Here is a 23089-nt window from a genome sequence, read left to right on the forward strand (position 1 = left end):
GATCAGGGAGAGGAGGCCGATGGCCGACTACGAAGACTTCGACATCGACCGGAGCACCGCCGAAGCCTGGAACGAGTTCCAGCGTCGGTTGAGCGAGGTGATCTCGGTGATCGACGACTCGGGTGATCTCGTGATCGGCACCGAGTCCGAGAGCAACGATGCCGGCCCGTTCGTGACCTTCAGCTCGCCCGAGCGGGACCTGATCCGGAGTGAGGCTGCCAGCAACGCGGCGCTCGGCGAGAGCTTCCAGCTCACCCCCGCGCAGTTGCAGAGCATGGAACAGCTCGGCTGGTGCCCACCGACCAGCGAGGGCGCCCGGCCGAGCGCCAACTTCTGGGTCGAGCATGCCCAGGAGGACTCCGACCGCATCAGTGAGCTAGCCGTGGCTGCTCTGCGTGACGTCTACGGCGTGCAGCACCCGGTCTTCCTGGCCCCGGACCAGTTGGCGGAGATTCTGCAGCCGAAGCCCGACCCGTTGACCGACGCGTCCGACCTGGCGGCCTGCGATGCACTGGCAACCGTGCCCGGCAGCCAGGAGCACCTGAATTCCCTGGTCGACGAGGAGCTGTCCGAGATGTTCGGACACCGGCCGATCAGGGACACCGAGGGTGATGTGGCGATCCGGGTCGGCTCCACCATGCTGTTCCTGCGCACCGCCTCCGATGCCCGGGAGATCATCATCTTCGCCACTGTGGTGCATGACGTGGAGGGCCGTTCGCGCGCGACCGAGGTGCTCAACGACCTCAACGTCGACGCGCGGTGGGTGAAGTTCCAGCTGATCCGCGACCGGGTGTTCGTCACGTTGTCGGTGCCCGCCCGACCGTTCGTCCCGGCTCACCTGCAGCAGGCGGTGCGGATCATGTCCGACGTCGCCGACGGCATCGACGATGAACTGGCGGCCAAGCTGCACGGTCGCACCACCTTCGACGACGACGGCCCGGTGGCCTGAGAGCGGCCTGTTGGTCGGGACCTAGGCCTCTTCCGTTCCGTGCCGGTAGAGGCAAGACTGGCCCTCCAGGACCCCTTCCGGAGGAGTGAGTGTGACCCCTGCGTCAACGACCAGCGGCCAGTTGGAACAGATCCTGAGCGGGCTCGGCAGTCCCACCGATGAGGAGGTGGCGACGCTCGACGCCTGGTGGCGAGCGTGCAACTACCTGACGATCGGTCAGATCTACCTCAAGGACAACGCCCTGCTCAAGCGGCCGCTGACCCGCGACGACATCAAGCCCCGGTTGTTGGGCCACTGGGGCACCAGTCCGGGCCTGTCCTTCATCTACGCCCACGTCTCGAGGCTCATCACGCTCACCGGCCAGCAGACCATCTACCTCACCGGCCCCGGGCACGGCGGGCCGGCGTTGGTCGCGGCGGGCTGGCTTGAGGGCACGTACAGCGAGATCTATCCCGACGTGTCTCAGGACGAAGCGGGCATCCACCGGCTGTTCCGGCAGTTCTCCGCCCCTGGAGGCATCCCCAGCCACGTATCCGTGACCACGCCCGGCTCCATTCACGAGGGCGGTGAGCTGGGCTACGTCCTGGTGCACGCCTTCGGGTCGGTGATGGACAACCCTGATCTGTTGTCCATCGCTGTGGTCGGCGACGGCGAGGCCGAGACCGGCCCGCTGGAGGGTTCCTGGAAGGGAATCTCCTTCATCAACCCGGCTCGGGACGGAGCAGTGCTGCCGATCCTGCACCTCAACGACGCCAAGATCGGCGGTCCGACCGTGCTCGGTCGTAAGGATCCCGACGAGGTCCGTTCGCTGTTGACCGGGCACGGTTACCGGGTGATCGAGGTCACCGGCGACGATCTTCCGGGCATGCACCACCGCTTCGCTGCTGCGCTGGCCGACGCGTTCGCCGACATCAACGCCATCCAGCAGTCCGCCCGCTCCAATCACTGGTCCGGGGAGCGTCCGCACTGGCCCATGATCGTGCTGCGCAGCCCCAAGGGGTGGACCGGCCCGGCCACCGTCGACGGGGTCAAGGTGACCGGTACCTTCCGTTCGCACCAGGTGCCGCTCTCCGGAGTCCGGGAGAACCCGGAGCATCTGCAGCTACTGGAGGAGTGGCTGCGTTCCTACCGACCGGAGGAGCTGTTCGACACCCACGGCCGGCCGGTGGAGAGCATCGCCGCGGCCCACCCTGAGGGGGACCTGCGGATGAGTGCCTCCCCGCACGCCAACGGTGGCCTGCTGACGCACAGTCTCGCGCTGCCGGACTTCCGGGAGTTCGCCATGGAAGTGGACCGGCCAGGAGCCGAGTTGGCCGAGTCGACTCGGCGCTGGGGGGAGCTGCTGGCCGAGGTCTACCGCCGCATGGGTGACAACTTCCGGTTGTTCTGTCCGGACGAGACCAACAGCAACCGGCTCGGTGCCGTTTTCGAGGTGTCCGACCGGGCCTTCATGGAACGCGTCGGTCCAGATGACGTCCAGATCTCCGCCGATGGTCGCGTGATGGAGGTGCTGTCGGAGCACAACTGTCACGGCTGGCTGGAGGGCTACACCCTGACCGGCCGGCACGGCCTGTTCGCAACCTACGAGGCGTTCGCGATGGTGAGTGCCTCGCAGACAGTGCAGCACGGCAAATGGCTGGAGGAGGCCGGACGGCTATCCTGGCGAGCGAAGATCCCGAGCCTCAACGTCCTGCTCACCTCGACCTGCTGGCGCAACGACCACAACGGTTTCTCCCATCAGGGGCCGGGGCTGATCCAGACCATGCTGACCCACCGGGGTGAGGTGGTAAGGATCTATCTGCCACCGGACGCCAACTGCCTGCTGTCGGTGGGTGACCACTGCCTGCGGTCGAAGTCCTATGTCAACCTGATCGTGATCGACAAGCAGCCGCAGCCGCAGTGGCTGGACATCGACTCAGCCATCGCCCACTGCGCGCGCGGTGCCGGCGTCTGGCCATGGGCCGGGAACGAGAACCCCGACCGTGACCCGGATATCGTGCTGGCCTGCGCCGGCGACGTGGTCACGATGGAGACGGTCGCGGCCGCTCAGATCCTCAACGAGCGACTGCCCGACTTCCGGGTACGGGTCGTCAACGTCGTCGACCTGATGACGCTGCCGCGGCCCAAGGACCATCCGCACGGGATGTCGGAGACCTATTTCAGGGAGCTTTTCACCGACCGGGCGCACGTCATCTTCTCCTTCCACGGGTTCCCTGGCGCTATCCACCAGCTCGTCCACGGCCGTCCCGACGCCGACCGCTTCCACGTTCGAGGGTTCATCGAGCAGGGCACCACCACCACCCCGTTCGACATGACCGTCCGCAACCAGGCGTCGCGTTTCCATCTGGTGATGGATGCCCTCAACAACTCGACCCGGACACCGGCTGGGGCGACCGAGCTGCTGGCCTGGTGCCGAAGCAAGATCGCCGAGCACAACGACTATGTGGTGGAGAACCTGGAAGACCTGCCCGAGATCCGCGACTGGGTCAGCCAACGCAACGGGCAGCATCCGGAGGAGTAGGAGGCACAGAGATGGTGGAGCGGCACGGCCGGCTCGACGAGATGGCGGTGGAGGCCTGCTGGGACCGGTTGCGGGCAGGGATTATCGGCCGGGTCTGTTGGAACACCGTGGACGGGCCCGAGCTGCTCCCGGTCAACTACGCCGTGCACAAGGAGCACATCGTGTTCCGTACCTCGGCCTACGGCCCGTTGGCCGATCTGAAGGACCCCCGGGAGGTAGCCTTCGAGATCGATGAGTTCGACCCGGTGGAGCGCTCTGGCTGGAGCGTGCTCGTGCGTGGCAAGGCCAGGGCGGTCACCCGTCCGGACGAGCTGATCGAACTGCGTTCGGGGAGTGGACCCGAGCCATGGGCGGCCGGTAGCCGTAATCTGGTCATCACGATCACACCACGCAAGGTGACCGGACGGGTCGTGGCCGCACATTCGACCTGAGGGGCACCGCACCGACGACGAAACGAGAGCGCCATGACTGACCCGACCGGACCGATCCGGCTGTTCCTGCTCGACGATCATGAGGTCGTCCGGCGCGGGTTGCGGGACCTCTTCGAGGCCGAGGAAGACCTGGTCGTGGTCGGCGAGAGCGGCTCGGCTGCGGAAGCAGCCCGGATCATCCCCGCACTGCGACCGGACGTGGCGGTGCTCGACGCGCGGCTGCCCGACGGCAGCGGAATCGACGTCTGCCGCACGGTCCGGTCGGCCGACCCGAGCATCAACGCGTTGATCCTCACTTCCTATGACGACGAGGACGCCCTGTTCTCCGCGATCATGGCCGGTGCGGCGGGCTACGTTCTGAAGCAGGTCCGCGGAAACGACCTGCTCAATGCCGTCCGCACCGTCGCTGCCGGCCAGTCGCTGCTCGACCCGGCCGCCACCCAGCGGGTGCTGGCTCGGCTGCGTGATGGCGTCGACGACGGACCCGACGAGCTTCGCCAGCTGACCGAGCGCGAGCGGGAGATTCTGACCTTGATCGCCGAGGGAATGACCAACCGACAGATCGGCGAACGGTTGTTCATCGCGGAGAAGACCGTCAAGAACTACGTCTCGTCGCTGTTGTCGAAGTTGGGACTGGAACGGCGTACCCAGGCGGCGGTGCTCGCCTCGAAGCTGCTCCGAGCATGATCAACTCATTAGCCTGGTGATGCCCGGTTGCAGGCCTGTTCTTGCTTGCTGGCGTGGGGACCTTGGTCCCGCGCAGTCGCGACCGAAGACTCTGAGCATGGCCTGAGAACTCCGAAAGAATCGAGATGTCGGCAGAGGTCGACATCCATCCATAAGGAGTTCTTCATGTCCACCGTTGAGCGTCATGCTCCAACTACCACTACCAGGACAACTGATTCACAGGCAGGTTTGTCCTCCTTCGCGCGCAAGGCGCTCGCCGTGCTGCGGCTCGCCTTCGGCTTCATGTTCCTGTGGGCATTTGTGGACAAGCTGTTCGGCTTCGGTTTCGCCACGCCGGCGGCCAAGGCCTGGATTCGAGGTGGAGACCCCACGTACGGTTTCCTGGCCAACTCGCCCGCGGGTCCGTTCAAGGGCTTCTACAACTCCCTTGCTGGTGACTTCTGGGTAACCCCGCTGTTCATGCTGGCCCTGCTTGCCATCGGTGTCAGCCTGATCCTCGGCATCGGTCTGCGGATCACCGCCGTCGCCGGCGGCCTGCTGTACCTCATGATGTGGAGCGTCGCGCTGCCCCCGGTCACCAACCCGTTCCTCGATGATCACCTGACTGGTCTGATCACCCTGGCCGTGCTGGCTGCCACCTTCGCCGGTGACACCTGGGGTCTGGGCAGGATCTGGTCCCAGCTCGACATCGTGGACAAGCACCCGGTCCTGCGCTGAGTGCAGAAACCCAACCGACACTAGCGCGAGCGATCTGAGCGGAGACTGAAATGTCAACGACAGGAAGGCACCCAGCCACCATCGTGGTGGGAGTGGACGGCGGCGACGACGGCCTTCGGGCTGTGGACTACGCAGTCCGCGAGGCCGGCATACGCAAGGCCGAGCTGGTAGTCGCGCATGTGATCGATCTCAGCCCGCTGCTGGGCGCACCGGCGATGATGTATGGCGCCGATGTGCTGAAGCGGGCCGGCGAGGAAGCCGTGGATGCCGCGGTCAGACGGGTCCGGGCCACCGGCTTCCCGTCGGATCGCGTCCGCGGCGAAGTGGCCATGGGCAACGTGGGAGCCGTGCTGTGCTCGATGTCGCAGGAGGCGAGCCTGGTGGTCCTTGGCCGCCGAGACCTGAGTGGCTTCGAACGGCTGTTCGCCGGCTCGACCTGCGTGTCGGTCGGCGCTCGGGCGCACTGCCCGGTGATCGTGGTGCCGCCCGGCTGGGCACCCCTCGACCTGCTGACCATCGGGGTCGGCATCGATGGCTCGGCCCGGTCCGAACCCGCCCTCGAGTGGGCCTTCGAGGAGGCCGATGCTCGCGGGGCGACATTGCGAGTGATCCACGCCTGGGAGCCGCACGCACCGTTCTTGAGCGACGACAGCGAGTACGCCGAAGCGGTGAGCCGGTGGGCTCTGGACGCCGAGCTCGCGGTCGCCGAGAGCCTGGCCGGATGGCAGCAGGACTACCCGGGAGTGCACGTCGAGCGGGTGTTCAAGCGGGAGCACCCGATCAGGGCGCTGTTGTCGGAGTCTGAGCACCTCGACCTGCTCTACGTCGGGGTACGCGGCGCCGGAGGCGTTCCCGGACTTGCTCTGGGCAGCGTCGCCCGGGGTGTGCTCGCCGGTGCATCGTGCCCCGTCTCCTTGGTTCGAAGGGGGCCGAGTTCCTCTCGACGTCGCCGTCGGGAGGAGGTCGGGGCCAGCGACCGGGGCTGAACCGGCGATCCGGGGCCACCCGGTCGAGCTGATGCTCGGTCGGGTGGTCCTTACACGCCCGGGGCGGCGAAAAGTTGGCGGCGACGGAGAAAGATGCAGCGCGTGCAGGCAAGATAGGCCCATGGCAGACGCGCAGAACGGTGCTCTGGAGCCCAGGTCGGCGGACCGCGAGTCCGTCGGCATCGAGGCTCAGCAACAGGCCCTGCTCGACGCCGTGGTCGCCATGGCGAGCAACCTGGAGCTGGCCGACGTCCTCGACCGGATCGTGAAGTCGGCCTGCGAGCTCACGCAGGCCAGATATGCAGCGTTGGGCGTTCTGGAGCCGAACGTGTCGGCTCAGCCCGAGCGGCCGCTGGCCGAGTTCCACTACACCGGAATCACGGCCGAGGAGCACCGGAAGATCGGCCGCCTGCCGGGCGGCCACGGCGTTCTCGGGGTGTTGATCAAGGACCCTCGCCCGCTGCGGCTGCCGGAGATCACCGACCATCCGGCCTCTGTCGGCTTTCCGCCGCACCATCCTCCGATGCACTCCTTCCTCGGCGTCCCGGTCCGGGTCAGGGGAGCGGTGTTCGGCAACCTGTACCTGTCCCAGAAGCGCAGTGCACCGGAGTTCACCGAGCAGGACGAGCGCACGGTGATCGGGTTGGCCGCTGCGGCAGGTGTGGCGATCGAGAATGCCAGGCTCTTCGACGACGCACAGCGCCGGGCCCGGTGGCTGACCGCCGCGGCCGAGACCACCACTCGGGTGTCCAGCGACCTGTCGCGGTCCCCGCAGGTGATCGCGGCTGCGGCCCTCGAAGCGGGTGGCTGCGATGACGTACTGGTCGCGCTGCCGGTCAGCACCGACGAGGATGAGCCGGTCCTGGTGGGCGGCCATGTCGAGCTGCGGGACCTGGTGGTCGACGGGGCCGCCGGTCCGCGGGCCGAACAGCTGCTCGGCCGGCCGCTCAGCGACTTCGAGGACCTGCTGGGTGAAATCGGAGACGCTCTGGTGTCGGTCACCGACCGCGACCCGTTCGGCGGCGACGACCGCGCCTACGCGACTCTCGTCGTGCCGCTGCGGGCGGCGGAGAGCCGGCTGGGCCTGCTCGTGTTGAGCCGGGCCCGTCCGCTTGACTGGACCCCAGGTGAGCTGCTGGCCATCGGCGCCTTCGCGAATCAGCTGTCGCTGGGGATGGCCCATGCGCAAACCGAGCAGAATCGGCGCCGCCTGGCGGTCTATTCCGACCGGGACCGGATCGCGCGTGACCTGCATGATCACGTGATCCAACGGATCTTCGCCGTCGGACTGGGCCTGCAGAGCGTCGTCCGGCGACTGCCGGACCAGAAGGTGGCCCATCGGGTCAGCCGCTATGTCGGCGATCTCGATGCCACGATCGCCGACATCCGAGCGACCATCTTCTCCCTGCACCACGAGGTGGGGACCGAGTCAGGCAGCCTGCGCAGCGACGTACTGGCGGTGATCGCCGACGTCTCGCCAGCGCTCGGGTTCGAGCCCAGGGTGACGCTTGCGGGTCCGATCGACAGTGTCATCCCGACCTACCTCTACGACGACGTACTGGCCGTCGTCCGTGAGTCGCTGTCCAACGTCGCCCGGCACGCGAAGGCCCGGGAGGTCACTGTGCTCGTCGGGGTCGACACCGCCTCCAAGACCCTGCGGATCCGGGTCGAGGACGACGGAGTCGGGATCCCTGACGCCGTGACCCCCGGCGGCGGCCTGCGCAACACCGAGTCCCGCGCTCAGGCGGCCGGGGGCCATGCCGAGGTGACCCGTCGCCCCGACAACGACGGCACCACCTTCAACTGGTCCGTACCGCTGCCCCTCTGACCCGCCCTTCAAGCCTCGTTCCCGTGCCTCTGCCCGTAGGCCACGGTTGCGGGCGTGTCCGCGGCGGGCCATGCAAGGAATCGACCACTCACGGTGGATGCTGCAGCGCGATAGGGCTGAGCGTTCGTGGGCTGGGACCGATCACCGGTCGATTTCTTGCATGGCTGACACCCCACAGCGGTCCACCGCCCTCACTGTCGATGGCGTGCTCTCAAAGGAGTCGGTCAGGGAGGAGTCTGGTCATTGCGTCGCGGCCTCTGAGGCGCGAAGCGTCGCGGCCTGATGAGTTCTGCGGCTGGGGAGCGGCTCCGGGGCGCGAACTGTCGCCGTCTGATGAGTCTTGGCGCTGTGGGTCGGTGTGGGGTGCGCGTGGCCGCTCTTCGACACGCGTTCTTCGGCCGGCACGGAGTACGCGGACGGGGGCGCTGGGCGGACCGCACTACGATGGTCGGCGATGTCCATACCGACCCTCGAGCCGCAGATCACCTTCGACGAGGATCTGCCGATCACTGCGTGGCGCGACAGGATCGCCGAGGCCATCCAGCACCACCAGGTGGTCGTCGTAGCCGGCGAGACCGGGTCGGGCAAGACCACCCAACTGCCGAAGATCTGCCTCCAGCTCGGCCGCAGGACCATCGCTCACACGCAGCCGCGCCGGATCGCGGCTCGCAGCGTCGCGGAGCGGATCGCCGAGGAGCTCCGGACGCCACTCGGCGACCTGGTCGGTTACCAGGTCCGGTTCACCCGCAAGGCGTCGGCCGCGACCAAGCTGAAGGTGATGACCGACGGCGTTCTGTTGGCCGAGATCGGTCACGACCGCGACCTGCGCCACTACGACACGATCATCATCGACGAGGCCCACGAGCGCAGCCTCAACATCGACTTCCTGCTCGGCTACCTCAAGCAGCTGCTGGCGCGCAGGCGCGACCTCAAGGTGATCGTCACCTCGGCCACGATCGACACGGCGCGCTTCTCCGAGCACTTCGACGGCGCCCCGATCATCGAGGTGTCCGGGCGCACCTACCCGGTCGAGCTGCGTTACCGCCCCATCTATGACGATGGTCAGGACAGCGGCACCGCGACCGACCCGAACCGGGACCAGATCGAGGGCATCTGTGATGCGGTCAAGGAGCTCTCGGCCCTGGGTACGGGCGACATCCTGGTGTTCCTCTCAGGCGAGCGCGAGATCCGGGACACCGCCGAGGCCGTCGAGGCCCTGAAGCTCCGGTTCACCGAGGTGCTGCCGCTGTATGCCCGACTGTCCTCGGCCGAGCAGCACCGGGTCTTCAGTGCGCACACCGGCCGCCGGGTCGTGCTGGCCACCAACGTCGCCGAGACCTCACTGACCGTTCCTGGCATCCGGTACGTCATCGACGCCGGCACCGCCCGGATCTCGCGGTACTCGGCCCGGACGAAGGTGCAGCGTCTCCCGATCGAACCGGTGTCACAGGCATCGGCCAACCAGCGTGCCGGTCGCTGCGGCCGGGTGGCCCCCGGCGTGTGCATCCGGCTCTACAGCGAGGACGACTTCGCGGGCAGACCCGAGTTCACCGAGCCGGAGATCCTGCGCACCAACCTTGCGTCGGTGATCTTGCAGATGGCCGCTGCAGACCTGGGCGACATCGCTGCCTTCCCGTTCGTCGAGGCGCCGGACTCCGCCCAGATCACCGACGGGCTCCGGCTGCTGGACGAGCTCGGTGCGTTGGCGACGAACCAGGGTCAGCAGCGATCACGTGGTCGAGGGCGACAGGTCAACCGCAACGGCGGCCCAGAGCTCACCGGGATCGGTCGACGACTCGCGGCCATCCCGCTCGACCCCCGAATGGGGCGGATGATCTTGGCCGGCGAGCGGCTGGGCTGCCTCCGCGAGATGTTGATCATCGTCTCCGGACTCTCCATCCAGGACCCACGGGAACGGCCGGCGGAGAAGCGCGAGCAGGCTGATGCGCTGCATCGTCGGTTCTGGGCCGCCCTCGAGGGGCCCGAACAGAAGGCCGAGGAGACGACGAAGAGCAACGGGCCACGTCGACAGCAGCGCGACGGCGCCAAGGCGCAGACGACTCAGGCGACTGACGGCAGTGACTTCATGGCGCTGCTTCGACTCTGGGACCACCTCAAGACATCGCAGAAGTCCCTTTCGGGCAACGCGTTCCGACGGATGTGCCGAGACGAGTTCCTGCATTTCCTGCGGGTACGGGAGTGGCAGGACCTGCATGCCCAGCTCCGAGACATCACCCGCGAGCTCAAGCTGGAGCGCAACCACGAACCCGCACCGGCGGATCGGATTCACACCGCCATCCTGACCGGCCTGCTGTCCCACGTCGGCCTCGCCGACCTGCGCGACGAGCCCAAACCCGGCACGCCCGGGGCCCGGCGTGGCCGCCCGGGACCTCGGGAGTACCTCGGCGCGCGCGGGGCGCGGTTCGCCATCAACCCGGGATCCAGCGTCGCCAAGACCCAGCCGCCGCTGGTGATGGCGGCTGAGCTGGTGGAGACCACCCGGCTGTGGGCGCGGACCGTGGCCGGCATCGACGCAGCCTGGGTCGAGGAGGTCGGCGGTCACCTGCTGAAGCGCAACTACTCCGAGCCGCACTGGTCGTCCAAGAGTGGCTCGGTGATGGCCTACGAGACGGTGAGTCTCTACGGCGTACCCGTGATCAGCCGTCGGCGCGTCTCGTACGGCAGGGTGGACCCGGTGCTGTCCAGGGAGATCTTCATCAGGGCAGCCCTGGTCGAAGGGCAGTGGCGGACCAGGCACCGGTTCTTCGCCGACAACGAGCGGTTGCGTGCCGAGGCGGCCGACCTGGAGGAACGCACCCGGCGCCGCGACATCGTCGTCGACGACCAGGCCATCTTCGAGTTCTACGACCAACGGATCCCGGCCGACGTCGTGTCTGCGGCCCACTTCGACCGCTGGTGGAAGACGAGCCGGGCCGAGCACCCTGACCTGCTGACGATGAGCCTTGACGATCTTGTGACGGGCCGGTCCGAGCTGGACAGCTCGGCCTTCCCCGACCACTGGGACCTCGGTGATCTGTCGTTCAAGATCAGCTACAGCTTCGACCCCGGCTCGCCGCGAGACGGGGTCAGCGTGGAGGTCCCGCTCTCGTTGCTCAACCAGATCAACGGAGCCACGTTCAGTTGGCAGGTGCCCGGTCTGCGGGTGGAGCTCGCCACGGAGATGATCAGGTCGCTGCCGAAGAGCGTCCGTCGGATGCTGGTGCCGGCCCCCGACTTCGCCGCCCGGGCGGTCGAGTGGTTGCGCGGCCAGCAGCGGGTGCCGGAGGAAGCCTTCGCTGGCGCGCTGAGCCGCGCGCTGCGTGCGCTCACCGGCGAGGTGATCTCCGAGGGCGACTGGGATCTGGAGCGGCTTCCTGATCATGTCAGGATCACCTTCGTCATCACCGACGCCTCCGGGGTACAGGCCGAGGGCAAGGACCTGGCGGCTCTACGCCGGATGCTGGAGCCCAAGCTTGCGGCCACGCTGAACAGCGCCGGTGCCGAGCTTCGACGCAGTGGAGCGACCAGCTGGATCTTCGGTGAGATCCCGGCGGAGGTGGAGCTGCAGCGTGGCGGTCACCGCGTGGTCGGCTACCCGGCGCTCGTGGACGAGGGCACGACTGTCGGGCTGGTGGTCAGCGACAACCCCGAGCGGCAGGCCGCCAGCCACCGTTCCGGCCTGCGTCGGCTGGTGCTGCTGAACACGCCGGACCCCACCAAGTGGGTCGTCGGGCATCTTGGCAACGCCGACAAGTTGGCGCTGGGTCATAGCCCGTACCCGTCGGTCCCCGCGCTGCTCGCCGACGCGCGGTTGGCTTCGGTCGGCGAGCTGGTCCGACGGACGGTGGGGGAGCAGCGGCCGGGTGATCAGCAGGTCCGCACCGAGACAGCGTTCAGCCGGCTCTGCGACCAGGTCAGAGGCGACAACGCCGACCTGATGCGCGACATCGTCAACACCGCCGCCGAGATCCTGCGGCGCGACCGGGCGATCCGGTTGGAGCTGCCTGCCGTACAGCGGATCAGCGAAGCGGCTGTTGGTGACATGACGCTGCAGCTCGACAACCTGGTCTTCACCGGCTTCCTGGCCGCAACCAGGCAGGCTCAACTGACCGACCTGGTGCGCTACCTCCGGGCGATCGAGCTGCGGATCGCCACTCTGAAGGTTGCGCCGGCGCGTGACGCCGCGGGCCTGGCCACCATCAGCGCGGCCGAGGACGCCTATGCCGAGCTCTGTGGGGAGATCCCGCCGGGTCCGCTGCCCGCCGACGTGGCGGCGATCGGCTGGATGCTGGAGGAGCTGCGGGTGAGCCTGTTCGCTCAGAGCCTGGGAACGAGGTTCCCGGTGTCGGCGAAACGGCTGCAGTCCGCCATCAGCCAGGCGCGCAGCGGTCTCGGGCCCCGCAGGTAGATTGGAGCCATGATGGATCCGCGACTGCTCTATTCGCTGGACGAGGAGGTGGCGGCCTCGTTGGCCGAGCACCGGCCCGTGCTGGTCCATCAGCTCGATGGCTTCGTCGACGCCGGCCAGGCCGGTCGGCTGCTGTCGGCGCATCTGCTCGAGCATCTCGACCACGAGGTGCTGGCCGTTTTCGACCATGATCAGCTGCACGACTATCGCAGCCGGCGGCCGGCGATGGTCTTCGACACCAACCAGTGGAAGTCGTACGCCGACATCCACCTGCGTCTGTACCGGATGGTGGACGAGCAGGGCGAGGTCTTTCTGTTGCTGTCCGGGCCGGAGCCAGACGTGCAGTGGGAGCGGCTCGCCGCGGCCGTGATCGGCCTCATCGAGCAGCTGGGTGTCCGGTTGGTAGTCAGTGTGCATGGAATACCGATGGCGGTTCCGCACACCCGACCGATCACCTTGACTGCGCATGCCACGGACCCGGAGCTGGTGCAGGGCTACCGCAGTTGGATCGACCGCGTCGAGGTGCCGGCAAGTTTCACCGGGCTGCTGGAGTTCCGGCTCGGTCAGCTCGACCGCAAGGCGATGGGGCTGGCCGCGCACGTACCGCACTATCTGTCGTCGGCCGCCTTCCCGGAGGCGACCTTGGCGTTGACCCGGACATTGAGTCAGGCGACCGGTCTGAAGGTCCCGCTCGAACCGCTCGAGAAGGCGTCGGCCACGAACCTGGCAGACATCGCGGAGGAGGTGTCCGGCTCCGCGGAGGTGCAGGAGCTGGTCCGGTCGCTGGAGCAGCAGTACGACGCTCTGCAGGCCGATGGGGCGGAACGGGTGCCCAGCGCTGACGAGATCGCGGCCGAGTTCGAGCGCTTTCTGGCCGAGCGCGACGACAAGTCCGATCCAGATCAGTAGCCCCCCGCCCTGCGTCTGCAAGGCGAACCCTGAGCTGGCATACGTGCCCTGAGCTGGCATACGTGCCCTGAGCTGGCATACGTGCCCTGAGCCGGCAAACGTGCCCTGAGCTTGTCGAAGGGCAGATGCGGAAATTGCCCTTCGACAGGCTCAGGGCGCGTGGTTTGCGGTGCCCTTCGACAGGCTCAGGGCAGGTCTGGCAGTAAGGTCAGCAGCGTGCCCCAGTCCATTGAGGAACTGACCGACCTGCTCGAGCTGGAGGAGATCGAGGTCGGGCTGTTTCGCGGCCGTCAGCCCGACACCAAGCTGCAGCGCGCGTTCGGGGGTCAGGTGCTGGCGCAGGCCCTCACCGCCGCCGTACGCACCGCCCCTGCCGATCGCTACGCGCACTCACTGCACGGCTATTTTCTGCTGCCGGGACGCACTGATACCCCGATGGTGTACGACGTCGAGGCGGTCCGGGACGGCGGGTCGTTCTCCTCCCGCCGGGTTGTCGCCCGTCAGGGCGGTCAGGTGATCTTCTATCTGTCAGCGTCCTTCCACCGGCAGGAGCAGGGGTTCGAGCACGCTGACCCGGTGCCCCCCGACGTGCCGGGGCCGGCGGAGTGCCCGCGGCTCAGCGAGGTCATGGCGCGGCTGTCCGGTCGGTCCGCCGACTTCTGGGACCACGAATGGGGTGCCCTGGACGTGCGGTATGTGGGTGACTCCCGGCCCGGCGGATCGCTCGAGGACGGGGTGCGCCCGGCCCAGGCCAGGGTCTGGGTGCGCGCCGACGGCGACCTGCCGGACTCCCTGCCGCTGCACCAGGCGGTGCTGGCGTACGCAAGTGACCTGACTCTGCTGTCGGCGAGCACTGTGCCGCATGGCGTGATGATCGGGCTGAACGTCCAGGCGGCCTCGATCGACCATGCGATGTGGTTCCACCGACCCTTCCGGGCCGACCGGTGGCTCTTGTATGACCAGGTGTCGCCGTCCGCGTCATCGGGTCTGGGTCTTTCCACCGGTCGGCTCTTCCAGGACGGGACGCTGGTGGCCAACGTCGCCCAGGAGGGCCTGATCAGACCGCTGAAACAGCAGTAGGGGGTCGTCATGCAGCATCACGAGCGCGCGGTGGAGACCTATGTCGAGCGTGCCCGCTCGGTGGAGAGCAACCTGGCTGTGGTGATCGGCGGTTCGGTGGCCCGCGGCACGGAGCGTCCCGACTCCGACGTCGACCTGTACCTGCTGGTGACCGAGGAGGAGTTCGCTGCGGCGGGCCGGAACCGACGGCTGAGCTATGTCGAGACCGAAGGAGCGGACTACGACGGTGGCTACTTCGACATCAAGCTGGTCACCCTGCCCTACCTGACGCAGGCCGCGGAGCGAGGGGATGACCCGGTGCGGGCCTCCTTCATCGGAGCCCGGGTCGTCTGGAGCCGGGTCGACGACCTCGAGGAACGACTTGCGCGGATCCGCACCGTCCCGTCGGAGGTGTGGGCGCCCAGAATGGCCTCGTTCCTCTCCCAGCTCCGGCTGTACGGCGGATACTTCCTGCCGCAGGGGGCCAAGGACGACCAGAACGACTATCTGCGTCACCATGCCGCGGTCCACCTGGTTGGTGCCGCCGGCAGGGCACTGCTCGCGTACAACAGGGTGCTCTTCCGCGGTCCGAAATACCTGGCGGCACAGGTCGCCGAACTGAACGACAAGCCGGCCGGGTACGAGGCTGCCGCCCGTCTGGTGCTGGCTCAACCGACCGAGGCCTCCGGCCGCGAGCTGATGCGGCTGATGGAATCGTTCACCGAGTGGCCCTGGGTGCCGGCCGAGTCCCTGTCCACCTTCGTCCAGGACAACGAGCTGGCCTGGCTGAACGGCACGCTGCCGCCGGAGTATTCCTAGCGCGCGATGAGAAAGCGCATTCCTCCGCTTGGTGCGGATTCGTTACGCCGAATCGTTGACAGAGTCAGGGGGGCATGTTTAAGTTAACCCACGATTGAACCGTTTCACTTAGTCCGCGGACAGTCATTCATCTCAATGTGGAGGTAATGGTGCTAACTCGAACTCTCAAGCGAACACTGACCGCGGCGATCGCCGCTGCGTCGGTGCTCTCCCTCGCGCTGACGGGCTGCAGCTCCGGCGGCGGGGGAGCCGGTGGCGGCGGGGACACCGTCGAGCTGTCCTTCCTGGTGGGCAATGACGAGGCGACACTGGCACAGGCAGAGGCGCTGGTCGACGCCTACGCCAAGAAGAACCCCAATGTGAAGATCAAGATCGACAGCCGGCCGGGTGGCACCGAGGGTGACAACATCGTCAAGACCCGACTGTCGACCGGCGACATGGCCGACGTCTTCCTCTACAACTCCGGATCCCTGTTCCAGGCGATCAACCCGAAGCAGAACCTGCTCCCGCTCACCGACGAGTCGTACATGGACAACGTCGACTCCAAGTTCTATCCGGTGGTCACTGCCGGGCAGGACAAGTACGGCGTGCCGTGGGGCACCACCGTCGGTGGGGGTGTGCTCTACAACATCCCCATCTACAAGGAGCTCGGCCTGAGCGTGCCCAAGTCGTGGGACGAGTTCATGGCCAACAACAAGAAGATCAAGGACGCCGGCAAGACCCCGGTGATCCAGACCTACAAGGACTCCTGGACGGCCCAGCTGTTCGTGCTCGCCGACTACTACAACGTGCAGAAGGCCGTTCCGGACTTCGCCGAGAAGTACACCAAGAATCAGGCCAAGTACGCCACCACCCCGGCGGCTCTGCGCGGCTTCCAGGTGCAGGAGGAGCTCTTCAAGGCCGGGTACTGGAACAAGGACTTCGGTTCTGCGACCTATGACGACGGTGTGCGGATGGTGGCCACCGGCGAGGGCGCGCACTATCCGATGCTGAGCTCGGCGGTGGCGCTGTTGCAGACGACCTACACCGACAACGTCAATGATGTCGGCTTCTTCGCCATGCCGGGTGAGGACGCGGCCAGTAACGGCATGACCGTCTGGTTCCCGGGTGCGCTCTACATCCCGAAGGCGAGCAAGCATCCCAAGGAGGCCAAGGAGTTCCTCGGCTTCGTGGCCAGCCCGGACGGCTGCGCCGCCATGTCGAAGGCCGGCGGCCTCACCGGCCCGTACGTGGTCAAGGGCTGCGAGCTGCCGTCGGACGTGCCGCCGATCGTCACCGACATCCAGAAGTACTTCCAGACCGAGGGCGCGACGTCACCGGCGCTGGAGTTCGTCTCGCCGATCAAGGGCCCGGCCCTGTCCGAGATCACCGTTGAGGTGGGTTCAGGCATCCGTTCGGCAGAAGAGGGCGCCAAGCTCTACGACGAGGACGTTCGTAAGCAGGCGGAGCAACTGGGCCTCGAAGGCTGGTAAGTCAGCCCCTACCCGTCCACAGCATTTCGGAGACCGGTCCTGCCAGCCGGCAGGGCCGGTCTCCGCTCTTCCAGGGAGGCATCATGGCCACAACCACGGCCACCTCGACCAGCAAGAACAAGGGCCAGGTGACGCAACAGGGCCCCAGACGGATCAAGAGCCCCTACTCGTCCTGGTTCTACCTGCCGGCAGCGGCCATCTATCTCGTCCTCTTCATCGTCCCGACGTTCGCCTCGTTCTTCTTCAGCCTGACGCGCTGGACGATCTTCGACTGGGACTTCATCGGGCTGCAGAACTTCAAGACCTTCTTCCGGGAGCCGTTCCTGGTCAAGGGCCTGACCAACACGCTGATCTTCGCGGTGGTGACCTCCGGCGCCAAGGTGGTGATCGGCATGTTGCTGGGCGTGCTGCTCACCTCCACCATCGTGGGACGCGGGTATCTGAGGTCGGTGATCTTCTTCCCGGTGCTGGTGTCCACCATCGGCGTCGGCATCACCTTCAGCGTCCTGATGCACCCGACCAAGGGTCTGATCAACACCACGCTGGGCCTGTTCGGCATCGACGGGCCGTACTGGTTGACCGACCCGAAGCTGGTGCTGCTGTCCATCGCGGGAGTGGACGTCTGGAAGGGGGTCGGACTGGCCACGGTCATCTACATGGCCGGCATCGTCTCCATCCCGCAGGAGTACTACGAGGCGGCGAAGGTGGACGGCGCCAGCTCCCTGCAGAACTTCTGGAACATCACGCTGCCACTGGCCCGCCCGGCCACGGTGACCGTCATCATCCTGTCGCTGATCGGTGGTCTGCGGTCGTTCGAGCTGATCTGGGCGATGACCCGCGGCGGCCCAGGCTTCACGTCGGACGTCATCGCCTCAGTCATCTACAAGCAGTACCAGGCCGGCTTCTACGGCCTGTCGACCGCAGGCAACGTGGTGCTCTTCGCCGTAGTCGCACTGATCGCCGTCCCGCTGAACTGGTTCCTGAATCGGAATGAGGTCGATCGATGAGAACGTTCAAGAAGATCGGGCTGACCAGCCTCGCCATCTTCATCTCAGTGGTGGTCTTCATCATCCCGTTCGCGTTCATCCTCGTGACGGCGCTCAAGGACCGCCGCGAGGCCGCGAAGATGGAGTTCTCCTGGCCGACCGAGCTGCACCTGATCGACAACCTGACCGAGGTGATCGAGAAGCGCGACTACATGCTGATCACCGCCTTCATCAACAGCACCATCCTGACGGTGGCCAGCGTCGCCATCATGGTGGTCCTCTCGGCCATGGTCGGCTTCGTGCTGCAACGTCGGATCACCAGATTCACCGGGTTCATCAACCTGCTGGTGCTGTCCGGTCTGATCATCCCGCCGGCCGTCGTGCCGACGATCTGGGTCCTCCAAGGCATGCACCTGTTCAAGACGCTGCCGGGGCTGATCCTGGTGGAGGTGGCGTTCGGGATGTCGTTCTGCATCCTGCTGTACCGGGCCTTCATCTCCACCATCCCCAAAGAACTGGATGAGGCTGCCATCATCGACGGCTGCTCGGGCCTCCCGCTGTTCTTCCGGGTCGTGCTGCCGCTGCTCCGACCGGTGACCGTGACGATCATCGTGGTCACCTCGGTCAGCGTGTTCAACGACTTCACCAACCCGCTGTACTTCCTGCCCGGCGACGAGAACGCCACCGTGCAGCTCACCCTGTACAACTTCCAGAGCCAGTACAGCACCCAGTGGAACCTGCTGTTCATGAACATCCTGCTGATCACCATTCCGCCGCTGATCATGTTCCTGTTCTTCAACCGGCAGATCGTCGCCGGGATGACGTCGGGAGCGGTAAAGGGCTGAACTCGAGCTCGCCCGAAAGCACTGATCCGCCCCTCGGGTTGACGAGGGGCGGATCAGTGTTTCTCCAGGGGGGAGCCTGTCAGGGCTAGGCCGCGAGGACGCTCTTTCCACGCAGCTTGGCGATGGCGTGCCGTTCGATCTGGCGGACCCGCTCGGCGGTGATGCCCCAGAGGGCGCCGATGTCGGCGAGCTTGGCCTGCCGACCGTCGAGCAGGCCGTACCGGCGTCGGACGACGTCGGCCGACCGTTCGTCGAGCTGGTCGAGCAGTGCCTCCAGCCGGGCGTGCTCCTCGGCATCCAGGTAGACCTCATCCGGGCCCGGCATGGGCTCGCGTGCGATCAGGTCGCCGAGCGCGGTGTCGCCACCCTCCTCGACCGGTGCGTCCAGCGACACGTGGTCTCGGCCGTAGCGGATCAGGTCGAGCACGCGCTCGGTCTCCAGACCCATCTCGTCGGCGATCTCGAACAGCTCGGGATCGCGACCGAAACGGCGTTCCAGGGTCCGGCGGACCGCACCCACCTGGTTGACCTGCTCGGCCACGTGGACGGGCAGCCGGACGATCCGGCCCTGCTGGGCGATGCCACGGCTGATCGACTGCCGCACCCACCAGGTGCCGTAGGTGGAGAACTTGAAGCCCTTGGTGTAGTCGAACTTCTCCACGGCCCGGATCAGCCCGGTGTTCCCCTCCTGGACAAGGTCGAGCAGGGGCATCTGCGAGCGTCCGTACTTGCGTGCCACAGAGACGACCAGCCGCAGGTTGGCGGTGATGAACCGTTGCTGAGCCCGCCGGCCCTCGTCGACCAGGAACTCGAGCTCAGCCTTGGTGGGGCGCTTGGCACGCTTGCCGCGTTCGGCAGCGGTGACGTCACCAGAGAGTATGTGCTCGGCGTACAGCCCGATCTCGATGGCCTTGGCAAGCTGAACCTCTTCCTCGGCCGTCAGCAGAGGGGTCTTCGCGATGCCGTCGAGGTAGAGACCGACTGCATCCTTGCCGTCAATTCCTTCGGATACTCGGGTACGAGTTGCGGTGCTTGATACCACCATGGCCCCTTTCGTTGCCTTCAACAATGACAACGCGTGAGAGGGCATGAAGGATTCCTCGATCACCCTGAAGAAACCCTGAAATGGTCCCTGGGGTTTTATCCGCTGGTGACCTGGTCGATGATCCAAGCGTACTCGAAGGCCGTCTCGCGCCAACTCTTGTACCGGCCGCTGACGCCGCCGTGCCCGGCCACCATCTCGGTCTTCAGCAGAATCGGCCGGTCCGCCCCGTTCAGAGCGGTCCGGCGCAGCTGCGCCACCCATTTGGCCGGTTCGACATAGAACACGCGGGTGTCGTTCAGGCTGGTGGTGGCCAGGATGGCGGGATACATCACCGGCCGCACGTTCTCGTACGGGGTGTAGGACTTCATATACCGATACACCTCAGGGTCGTGCAGCGGATCTCCCCACTCCTCCCACTCGATCACCGTGAGCGGCAGGTCCGGGTCCAGGATGGTGGTCAGAGCGTCGACGAACGGGACCTGTGCATGAATGGCCCGGAACGTGGCCGGCGCCAGGTTGGCGACGGCTCCCATCAGCAGACCACCGGCGCTGCCGCCGCGGGCGGCCAGCCGGTCCGCGGAGGTGTAGCCGCTGCTGATCAGGTGCTCGGCGCAGGCGACGAAGTCGGTGAACGTGTTCCTCTTGGTGAGCATCTTGCCGTTCTCGTACCAGCTGCGGCCCATCTCGCCGCCGCCGCGCACGTGGGCGATCGCGAAGACGAACCCGCGGTCCAGCAGCGACAGCCGCGAGACGGCGAAGCTCGGGTCGATCGGGATCTCGTACGAGCCGTAGCCGTAGATCAGCGCCGGTGCGCTGCCGTCTCGGGGAACGTCGACACGGTGCACCACCGAGAGGGGGATCCGAGTGCCGTCGGCTGCGGTGGCCCACTCCCGGCGCTCGACGTAGTTGGCCGGGACGTAGGGACCGAAGATGGGATCGTCGAGCACAGGTGTGCGCTTCAGCAGCGTCATCGTGCGTGTGTTGAGGTCATAGTCGTAGACCGAGGCCGGGGTCACCAGGGAGCCGAAGTCCAACCGGATGGTGTCCGTCTCGTACTCGGGGCCGCCCGAGGAGTCGACGGTGTAGATCGGCTCGTCGAACGCGATGTCGGAGCCGGCACCGAGGCTGCCGTCCGCGCCCCGAGGGATCACGTGCAGACCGCTGAGACCGGCCCGGCGCAGCGAGACGACGACATGGCTGGCGTAGGCCGCGACCGAGTTGATCCGGACGCCCTGCTGATGCGGGAGCACCGTTCGCCACTGCTCGTGACTGGTGGCGTCCAGGGGCGCCTCGGCGAGACAGAAGTCCTCGGCGCCGTCGTTGTGCACGATCAGCAGCCGGTCGCCGGCGGGCTCGACGTCGTACTCGACGCCCTGTCGCCGCGGAGCGACCAGTCGCGGCCGGCCCTCGGGATCGTCGACGCTGAGCAGCGAGAAGTCGGAGGTCAGCTTGCTGCCGGCCCCGATCACGATCCAGTTCTCGTCCCGACTGGAGCTGACCCCGATCCAGAACCGTTCGTCGGGCTCAGTCGCCACCGCCACGTCGGTGCTCACCTCGGTGCCGAGGCGGTGACGCAGCACCACGTACGGGCGCCACGCGTCGTCGGCCCGGGTGTAGAACAGGTGGCTGTTCCGTGCCCAGGCCACGCCGTAGGCGATGTCCTCGATCTGGTCGGGCAGCAGCGCCCCCGTTCTGAGGTCCTTGACCTTGAGGGTGAACCGCTCCGCACCGGTGGTATCGGTGGCGTAGGCGAGCAGGTGCCCATCGGGGGAGACCGAGAAGGCCCCGAGTGAGAAGAAGTCGAGTCCCTCGGCCTCGATGTTGCCGTCCAGCAGCACCTCCTCGCCGGCGATGGCACCCTCCACGTCGGGCGGGGTCTTCGCATCGGCGGCCACCACTCGGCAGTGGATGGCGTACTCGGCGCCGGCCACGGTCCGGGTGTAATACCAGTAGCCGCGCCGGTTGGCGGTGTCGTCGCTGGCGCCGTGGCTGACGTACAGCGGCACAGTGAGGTCGGTCTCCTTGGTGCGCGCCTTGATCTCGCCGAAGATCTGGTCGGTCAGCCCGGTGAGGTGTCCGGTGCGGCTCTCGGTGTAGGCGTTCTCGGCCTCGAGGTAGGCGATCACCTCCGGGTTCTCCTTGTCACGCAGCCACTCGAAGTCGTCGACGAAGTCGTCACCGTGGTGGCTGCGGATCTGGGGCCGCGGCTCGGCAACCGGAGGGGCGGGCGTGCTGGTGGTACGCGCATCGGCAGACATGGTCAGAGCCTAGTGAGCCTGGGTCGGTGCGCCGACTCCGCATTGGCCGCAGCCGGGTCAACCCAGCACGATCTGCCCGTGTGCGACCGTGATCTTCCGGGCAGCCAGCGGAGCCAACGCCGGTCCGGCGACGACCGAACCGTCAGCAATGCTGAACCGACTGCCGTGGCAGGGGCAGTTGATGGTGTCGGTCACGCTGCCGACCAGACAGCCCTGATGCGTGCAGACGGCGGTGAAGGCCTTGAAGCTGCCCTGGGTGGGTTGAGTGACGACCACCTGCGGACCGTCGAAGACCTCGCCGCCGCCGATCGGGATCGCCGATGCGAGGGCCAGCGCACCTGCGGAAGGCCTGGGCTGAGTTGGCGGCCCTTGGGGCGACGGCTGCTGGGGCTGGCCGTAGAGGGTGCAGCCGCTCAGCGGACCGGTCGCGACGAGGGAGACTCCGACGCCGGCCAGGAACGACCGGCGCGAGAGACGAGATCGGTGGAACGGGCTGGGGCTGGGCAGTGGGGCTGGGGAGGTCGGGAGGGGCCCCAATGCAACTGTGCGACTCATCGGATCACCCCGAAGGTGCTGAAGAACCAGAGCGCCGATGTCAACCACACCATCGTGAGCCCGGCTGCCAGGGCGCCGCCGACCACTGGGACCACCCAGCCGGGAGACTTCGACCGGGTCAGCACCAGCATCTTGCAGACGAAGGCGCCGAAGAAGAAGCAGCCGAACAGCGAGTGCAGCAGGATGCGCGGCTGATAGCCCTGGAACCCCAGTGCATAGAGGCAGTGCACCGCCACCGGTACGGCGACCAGCACCGCGATCCGGCCGGACCACCGATGGACGAATGCGACCCAGCGTCCGCGGAGCGGCAGCCGGCCGTACATGGCGAGAGCGGTCAGAACCTGGATCAGGGCGAACAGCAGGGAGATGCTCGCCAACCAGCTCTTGACGGCCAACGGGCTGGAGAACCCGGCCAGGTTGACCGCCGTCCCGGTGGGATGGTGCAGGCCGGCGTAGGCGCCCATCGCAACCGACACCGCGGACCCGGCCGCGAACGCCAGCACGACGGGGCCGACCGGCGCCGCAGCTCGATGGTCTGCTTCGCTCACTGCCGCAGCCCGGCGCGGAGGCGTTCCACCGGTCCCGGTCATCGGAGGACATCCGGAGGCTTCACG

18 protein-coding genes are annotated in these 23089 nt (G+C 67.0%); 14 read left to right on the top strand and 4 right to left on the bottom strand.

Features of this window, described 5'->3' with window-relative positions; genetic code table 11:
• Positions 1 to 19: 19 nt before the first annotated feature.
• From JOE57_RS17810 to JOE57_RS17875, 14 genes are all read left to right on the top strand, one after another.
• Positions 20 to 949, top strand: a complete 930-nt coding sequence (locus tag JOE57_RS17810) for a T3SS (YopN, CesT) and YbjN peptide-binding chaperone 1 (RefSeq protein WP_204919982.1) — start codon at positions 20 to 22, stop codon at positions 947 to 949.
• A gap of 91 nt (positions 950 to 1040) precedes the next feature.
• A complete protein-coding gene (locus tag JOE57_RS17815; protein WP_338041376.1) occupies positions 1041 to 3470 on the top strand; it encodes a phosphoketolase family protein in 2430 nt (809 codons plus the stop codon).
• A gap of 11 nt (positions 3471 to 3481) precedes the next feature.
• Entirely contained in the window at positions 3482 to 3901 is a 420-nt protein-coding gene (locus JOE57_RS17820; RefSeq protein ID WP_204919983.1) for a pyridoxamine 5'-phosphate oxidase family protein, read from the top strand.
• Between the two features lie 33 nt (positions 3902 to 3934).
• Positions 3935 to 4588, top strand: coding sequence for a response regulator (locus JOE57_RS17825; RefSeq protein WP_204919984.1), 654 nt, complete (start codon positions 3935 to 3937; stop codon positions 4586 to 4588).
• A 228-nt stretch (positions 4589 to 4816) separates the two neighbouring features.
• Positions 4817 to 5305, top strand: a complete 489-nt coding sequence (locus JOE57_RS17830) for a hypothetical protein (protein WP_239578989.1) — start codon at positions 4817 to 4819, stop codon at positions 5303 to 5305.
• Positions 5306 to 5355: 50 nt separating this feature from the next.
• Positions 5356 to 6291, top strand: a complete 936-nt coding sequence (locus tag JOE57_RS17835) for a universal stress protein (protein ID WP_204919985.1) — start codon at positions 5356 to 5358, stop codon at positions 6289 to 6291.
• 121 nt (positions 6292 to 6412) lie between these two features.
• Complete coding sequence (locus JOE57_RS17840; protein WP_204919986.1) at positions 6413 to 8119, top strand: sensor histidine kinase; 1707 nt, start codon at positions 6413 to 6415, stop codon at positions 8117 to 8119.
• Positions 8120 to 8573: 454 nt separating this feature from the next.
• A complete protein-coding gene (hrpA, locus tag JOE57_RS17845) occupies positions 8574 to 12527 on the top strand; it encodes an ATP-dependent RNA helicase HrpA (RefSeq protein WP_204919987.1) in 3954 nt (1317 codons plus the stop codon).
• Between the two features lie 9 nt (positions 12528 to 12536).
• On the top strand, positions 12537 to 13436 hold the full coding sequence (locus JOE57_RS17850; protein ID WP_204919988.1) for a proteasome assembly chaperone family protein: 900 nt from the start codon (positions 12537 to 12539) through the stop codon (positions 13434 to 13436).
• Positions 13437 to 13652: 216 nt separating this feature from the next.
• Positions 13653 to 14516: an acyl-CoA thioesterase domain-containing protein gene (locus tag JOE57_RS17855; RefSeq protein WP_204919989.1), complete on the top strand. Its 864-nt coding sequence runs from the start codon at positions 13653 to 13655 to the stop codon at positions 14514 to 14516.
• A 9-nt stretch (positions 14517 to 14525) separates the two neighbouring features.
• The gene (locus JOE57_RS17860; RefSeq protein WP_204919990.1) at positions 14526 to 15314 is read left to right on the top strand and encodes a nucleotidyltransferase domain-containing protein; all 789 of its coding nucleotides are present in this window, start codon (positions 14526 to 14528) and stop codon (positions 15312 to 15314) included.
• A 146-nt stretch (positions 15315 to 15460) separates the two neighbouring features.
• Complete coding sequence (locus JOE57_RS17865) at positions 15461 to 16786, top strand: ABC transporter substrate-binding protein (protein WP_204919991.1); 1326 nt, start codon at positions 15461 to 15463, stop codon at positions 16784 to 16786.
• Positions 16787 to 16869: 83 nt separating this feature from the next.
• Positions 16870 to 17793: a carbohydrate ABC transporter permease gene (locus JOE57_RS17870; RefSeq protein WP_204919992.1), complete on the top strand. Its 924-nt coding sequence runs from the start codon at positions 16870 to 16872 to the stop codon at positions 17791 to 17793.
• On the top strand, positions 17790 to 18617 hold the full coding sequence (locus tag JOE57_RS17875; protein WP_204919993.1) for a carbohydrate ABC transporter permease: 828 nt from the start codon (positions 17790 to 17792) through the stop codon (positions 18615 to 18617). Before JOE57_RS17870 ends, JOE57_RS17875 begins: the two co-directional genes overlap by 4 nt.
• Before the next feature lie 85 nt (positions 18618 to 18702).
• On the opposite strand, the gene JOE57_RS17880 is transcribed toward JOE57_RS17875, so the two are convergent.
• The 4 genes from JOE57_RS17880 to JOE57_RS17895 form a co-directional block, all read right to left on the bottom strand.
• A complete protein-coding gene (locus tag JOE57_RS17880) occupies positions 18703 to 19662 on the bottom strand; it encodes a sigma-70 family RNA polymerase sigma factor (RefSeq protein ID WP_204919994.1) in 960 nt (319 codons plus the stop codon).
• 95 nt (positions 19663 to 19757) lie between these two features.
• The gene (locus JOE57_RS17885; RefSeq protein ID WP_204919995.1) at positions 19758 to 21920 is read right to left on the bottom strand and encodes a S9 family peptidase; all 2163 of its coding nucleotides are present in this window, start codon (positions 21918 to 21920) and stop codon (positions 19758 to 19760) included.
• A 57-nt stretch (positions 21921 to 21977) separates the two neighbouring features.
• On the bottom strand, positions 21978 to 22475 hold the full coding sequence (locus tag JOE57_RS17890) for a Rieske (2Fe-2S) protein (protein ID WP_204919996.1): 498 nt from the start codon (positions 22473 to 22475) through the stop codon (positions 21978 to 21980).
• The gene (locus JOE57_RS17895) at positions 22472 to 23023 is read right to left on the bottom strand and encodes a DUF6529 family protein (protein ID WP_204919997.1); all 552 of its coding nucleotides are present in this window, start codon (positions 23021 to 23023) and stop codon (positions 22472 to 22474) included. The genes JOE57_RS17890 and JOE57_RS17895 overlap by 4 nt, the downstream gene beginning before the upstream one ends.
• Positions 23024 to 23089: the final 66 nt, after the last annotated feature.

Origin of the sequence: Microlunatus panaciterrae, from assembly GCF_016907535.1 — a bacterium.
Taxonomy (GTDB): domain Bacteria; phylum Actinomycetota; class Actinomycetes; order Propionibacteriales; family Propionibacteriaceae; genus Microlunatus; species Microlunatus panaciterrae.

Coding starts and splice junctions, on each gene's coding strand:
- JOE57_RS17810 (WP_204919982.1), top strand. CDS start 20: ATGGCCGACTACGAAGACTTCGACATCGACCGGAGCACCGCCGAAGCC.
- JOE57_RS17820 (WP_204919983.1), top strand. CDS start 3,482: ATGGTGGAGCGGCACGGCCGGCTCGACGAGATGGCGGTGGAGGCCTGC.
- JOE57_RS17825 (WP_204919984.1), top strand. CDS start 3,935: ATGACTGACCCGACCGGACCGATCCGGCTGTTCCTGCTCGACGATCAT.
- JOE57_RS17835 (WP_204919985.1), top strand. CDS start 5,356: ATGTCAACGACAGGAAGGCACCCAGCCACCATCGTGGTGGGAGTGGAC.
- JOE57_RS17840 (WP_204919986.1), top strand. CDS start 6,413: ATGGCAGACGCGCAGAACGGTGCTCTGGAGCCCAGGTCGGCGGACCGC.
- hrpA (WP_204919987.1), top strand. CDS start 8,574: ATGTCCATACCGACCCTCGAGCCGCAGATCACCTTCGACGAGGATCTG.
- JOE57_RS17850 (WP_204919988.1), top strand. CDS start 12,537: ATGATGGATCCGCGACTGCTCTATTCGCTGGACGAGGAGGTGGCGGCC.
- JOE57_RS17860 (WP_204919990.1), top strand. CDS start 14,526: ATGCAGCATCACGAGCGCGCGGTGGAGACCTATGTCGAGCGTGCCCGC.
- JOE57_RS17865 (WP_204919991.1), top strand. CDS start 15,461: ATGGTGCTAACTCGAACTCTCAAGCGAACACTGACCGCGGCGATCGCC.
- JOE57_RS17870 (WP_204919992.1), top strand. CDS start 16,870: ATGGCCACAACCACGGCCACCTCGACCAGCAAGAACAAGGGCCAGGTG.
- JOE57_RS17875 (WP_204919993.1), top strand. CDS start 17,790: ATGAGAACGTTCAAGAAGATCGGGCTGACCAGCCTCGCCATCTTCATC.
- JOE57_RS17880 (WP_204919994.1), bottom strand. CDS start 19,662: ATGGTGGTATCAAGCACCGCAACTCGTACCCGAGTATCCGAAGGAATT.
- JOE57_RS17885 (WP_204919995.1), bottom strand. CDS start 21,920: ATGTCTGCCGATGCGCGTACCACCAGCACGCCCGCCCCTCCGGTTGCC.
- JOE57_RS17890 (WP_204919996.1), bottom strand. CDS start 22,475: ATGAGTCGCACAGTTGCATTGGGGCCCCTCCCGACCTCCCCAGCCCCA.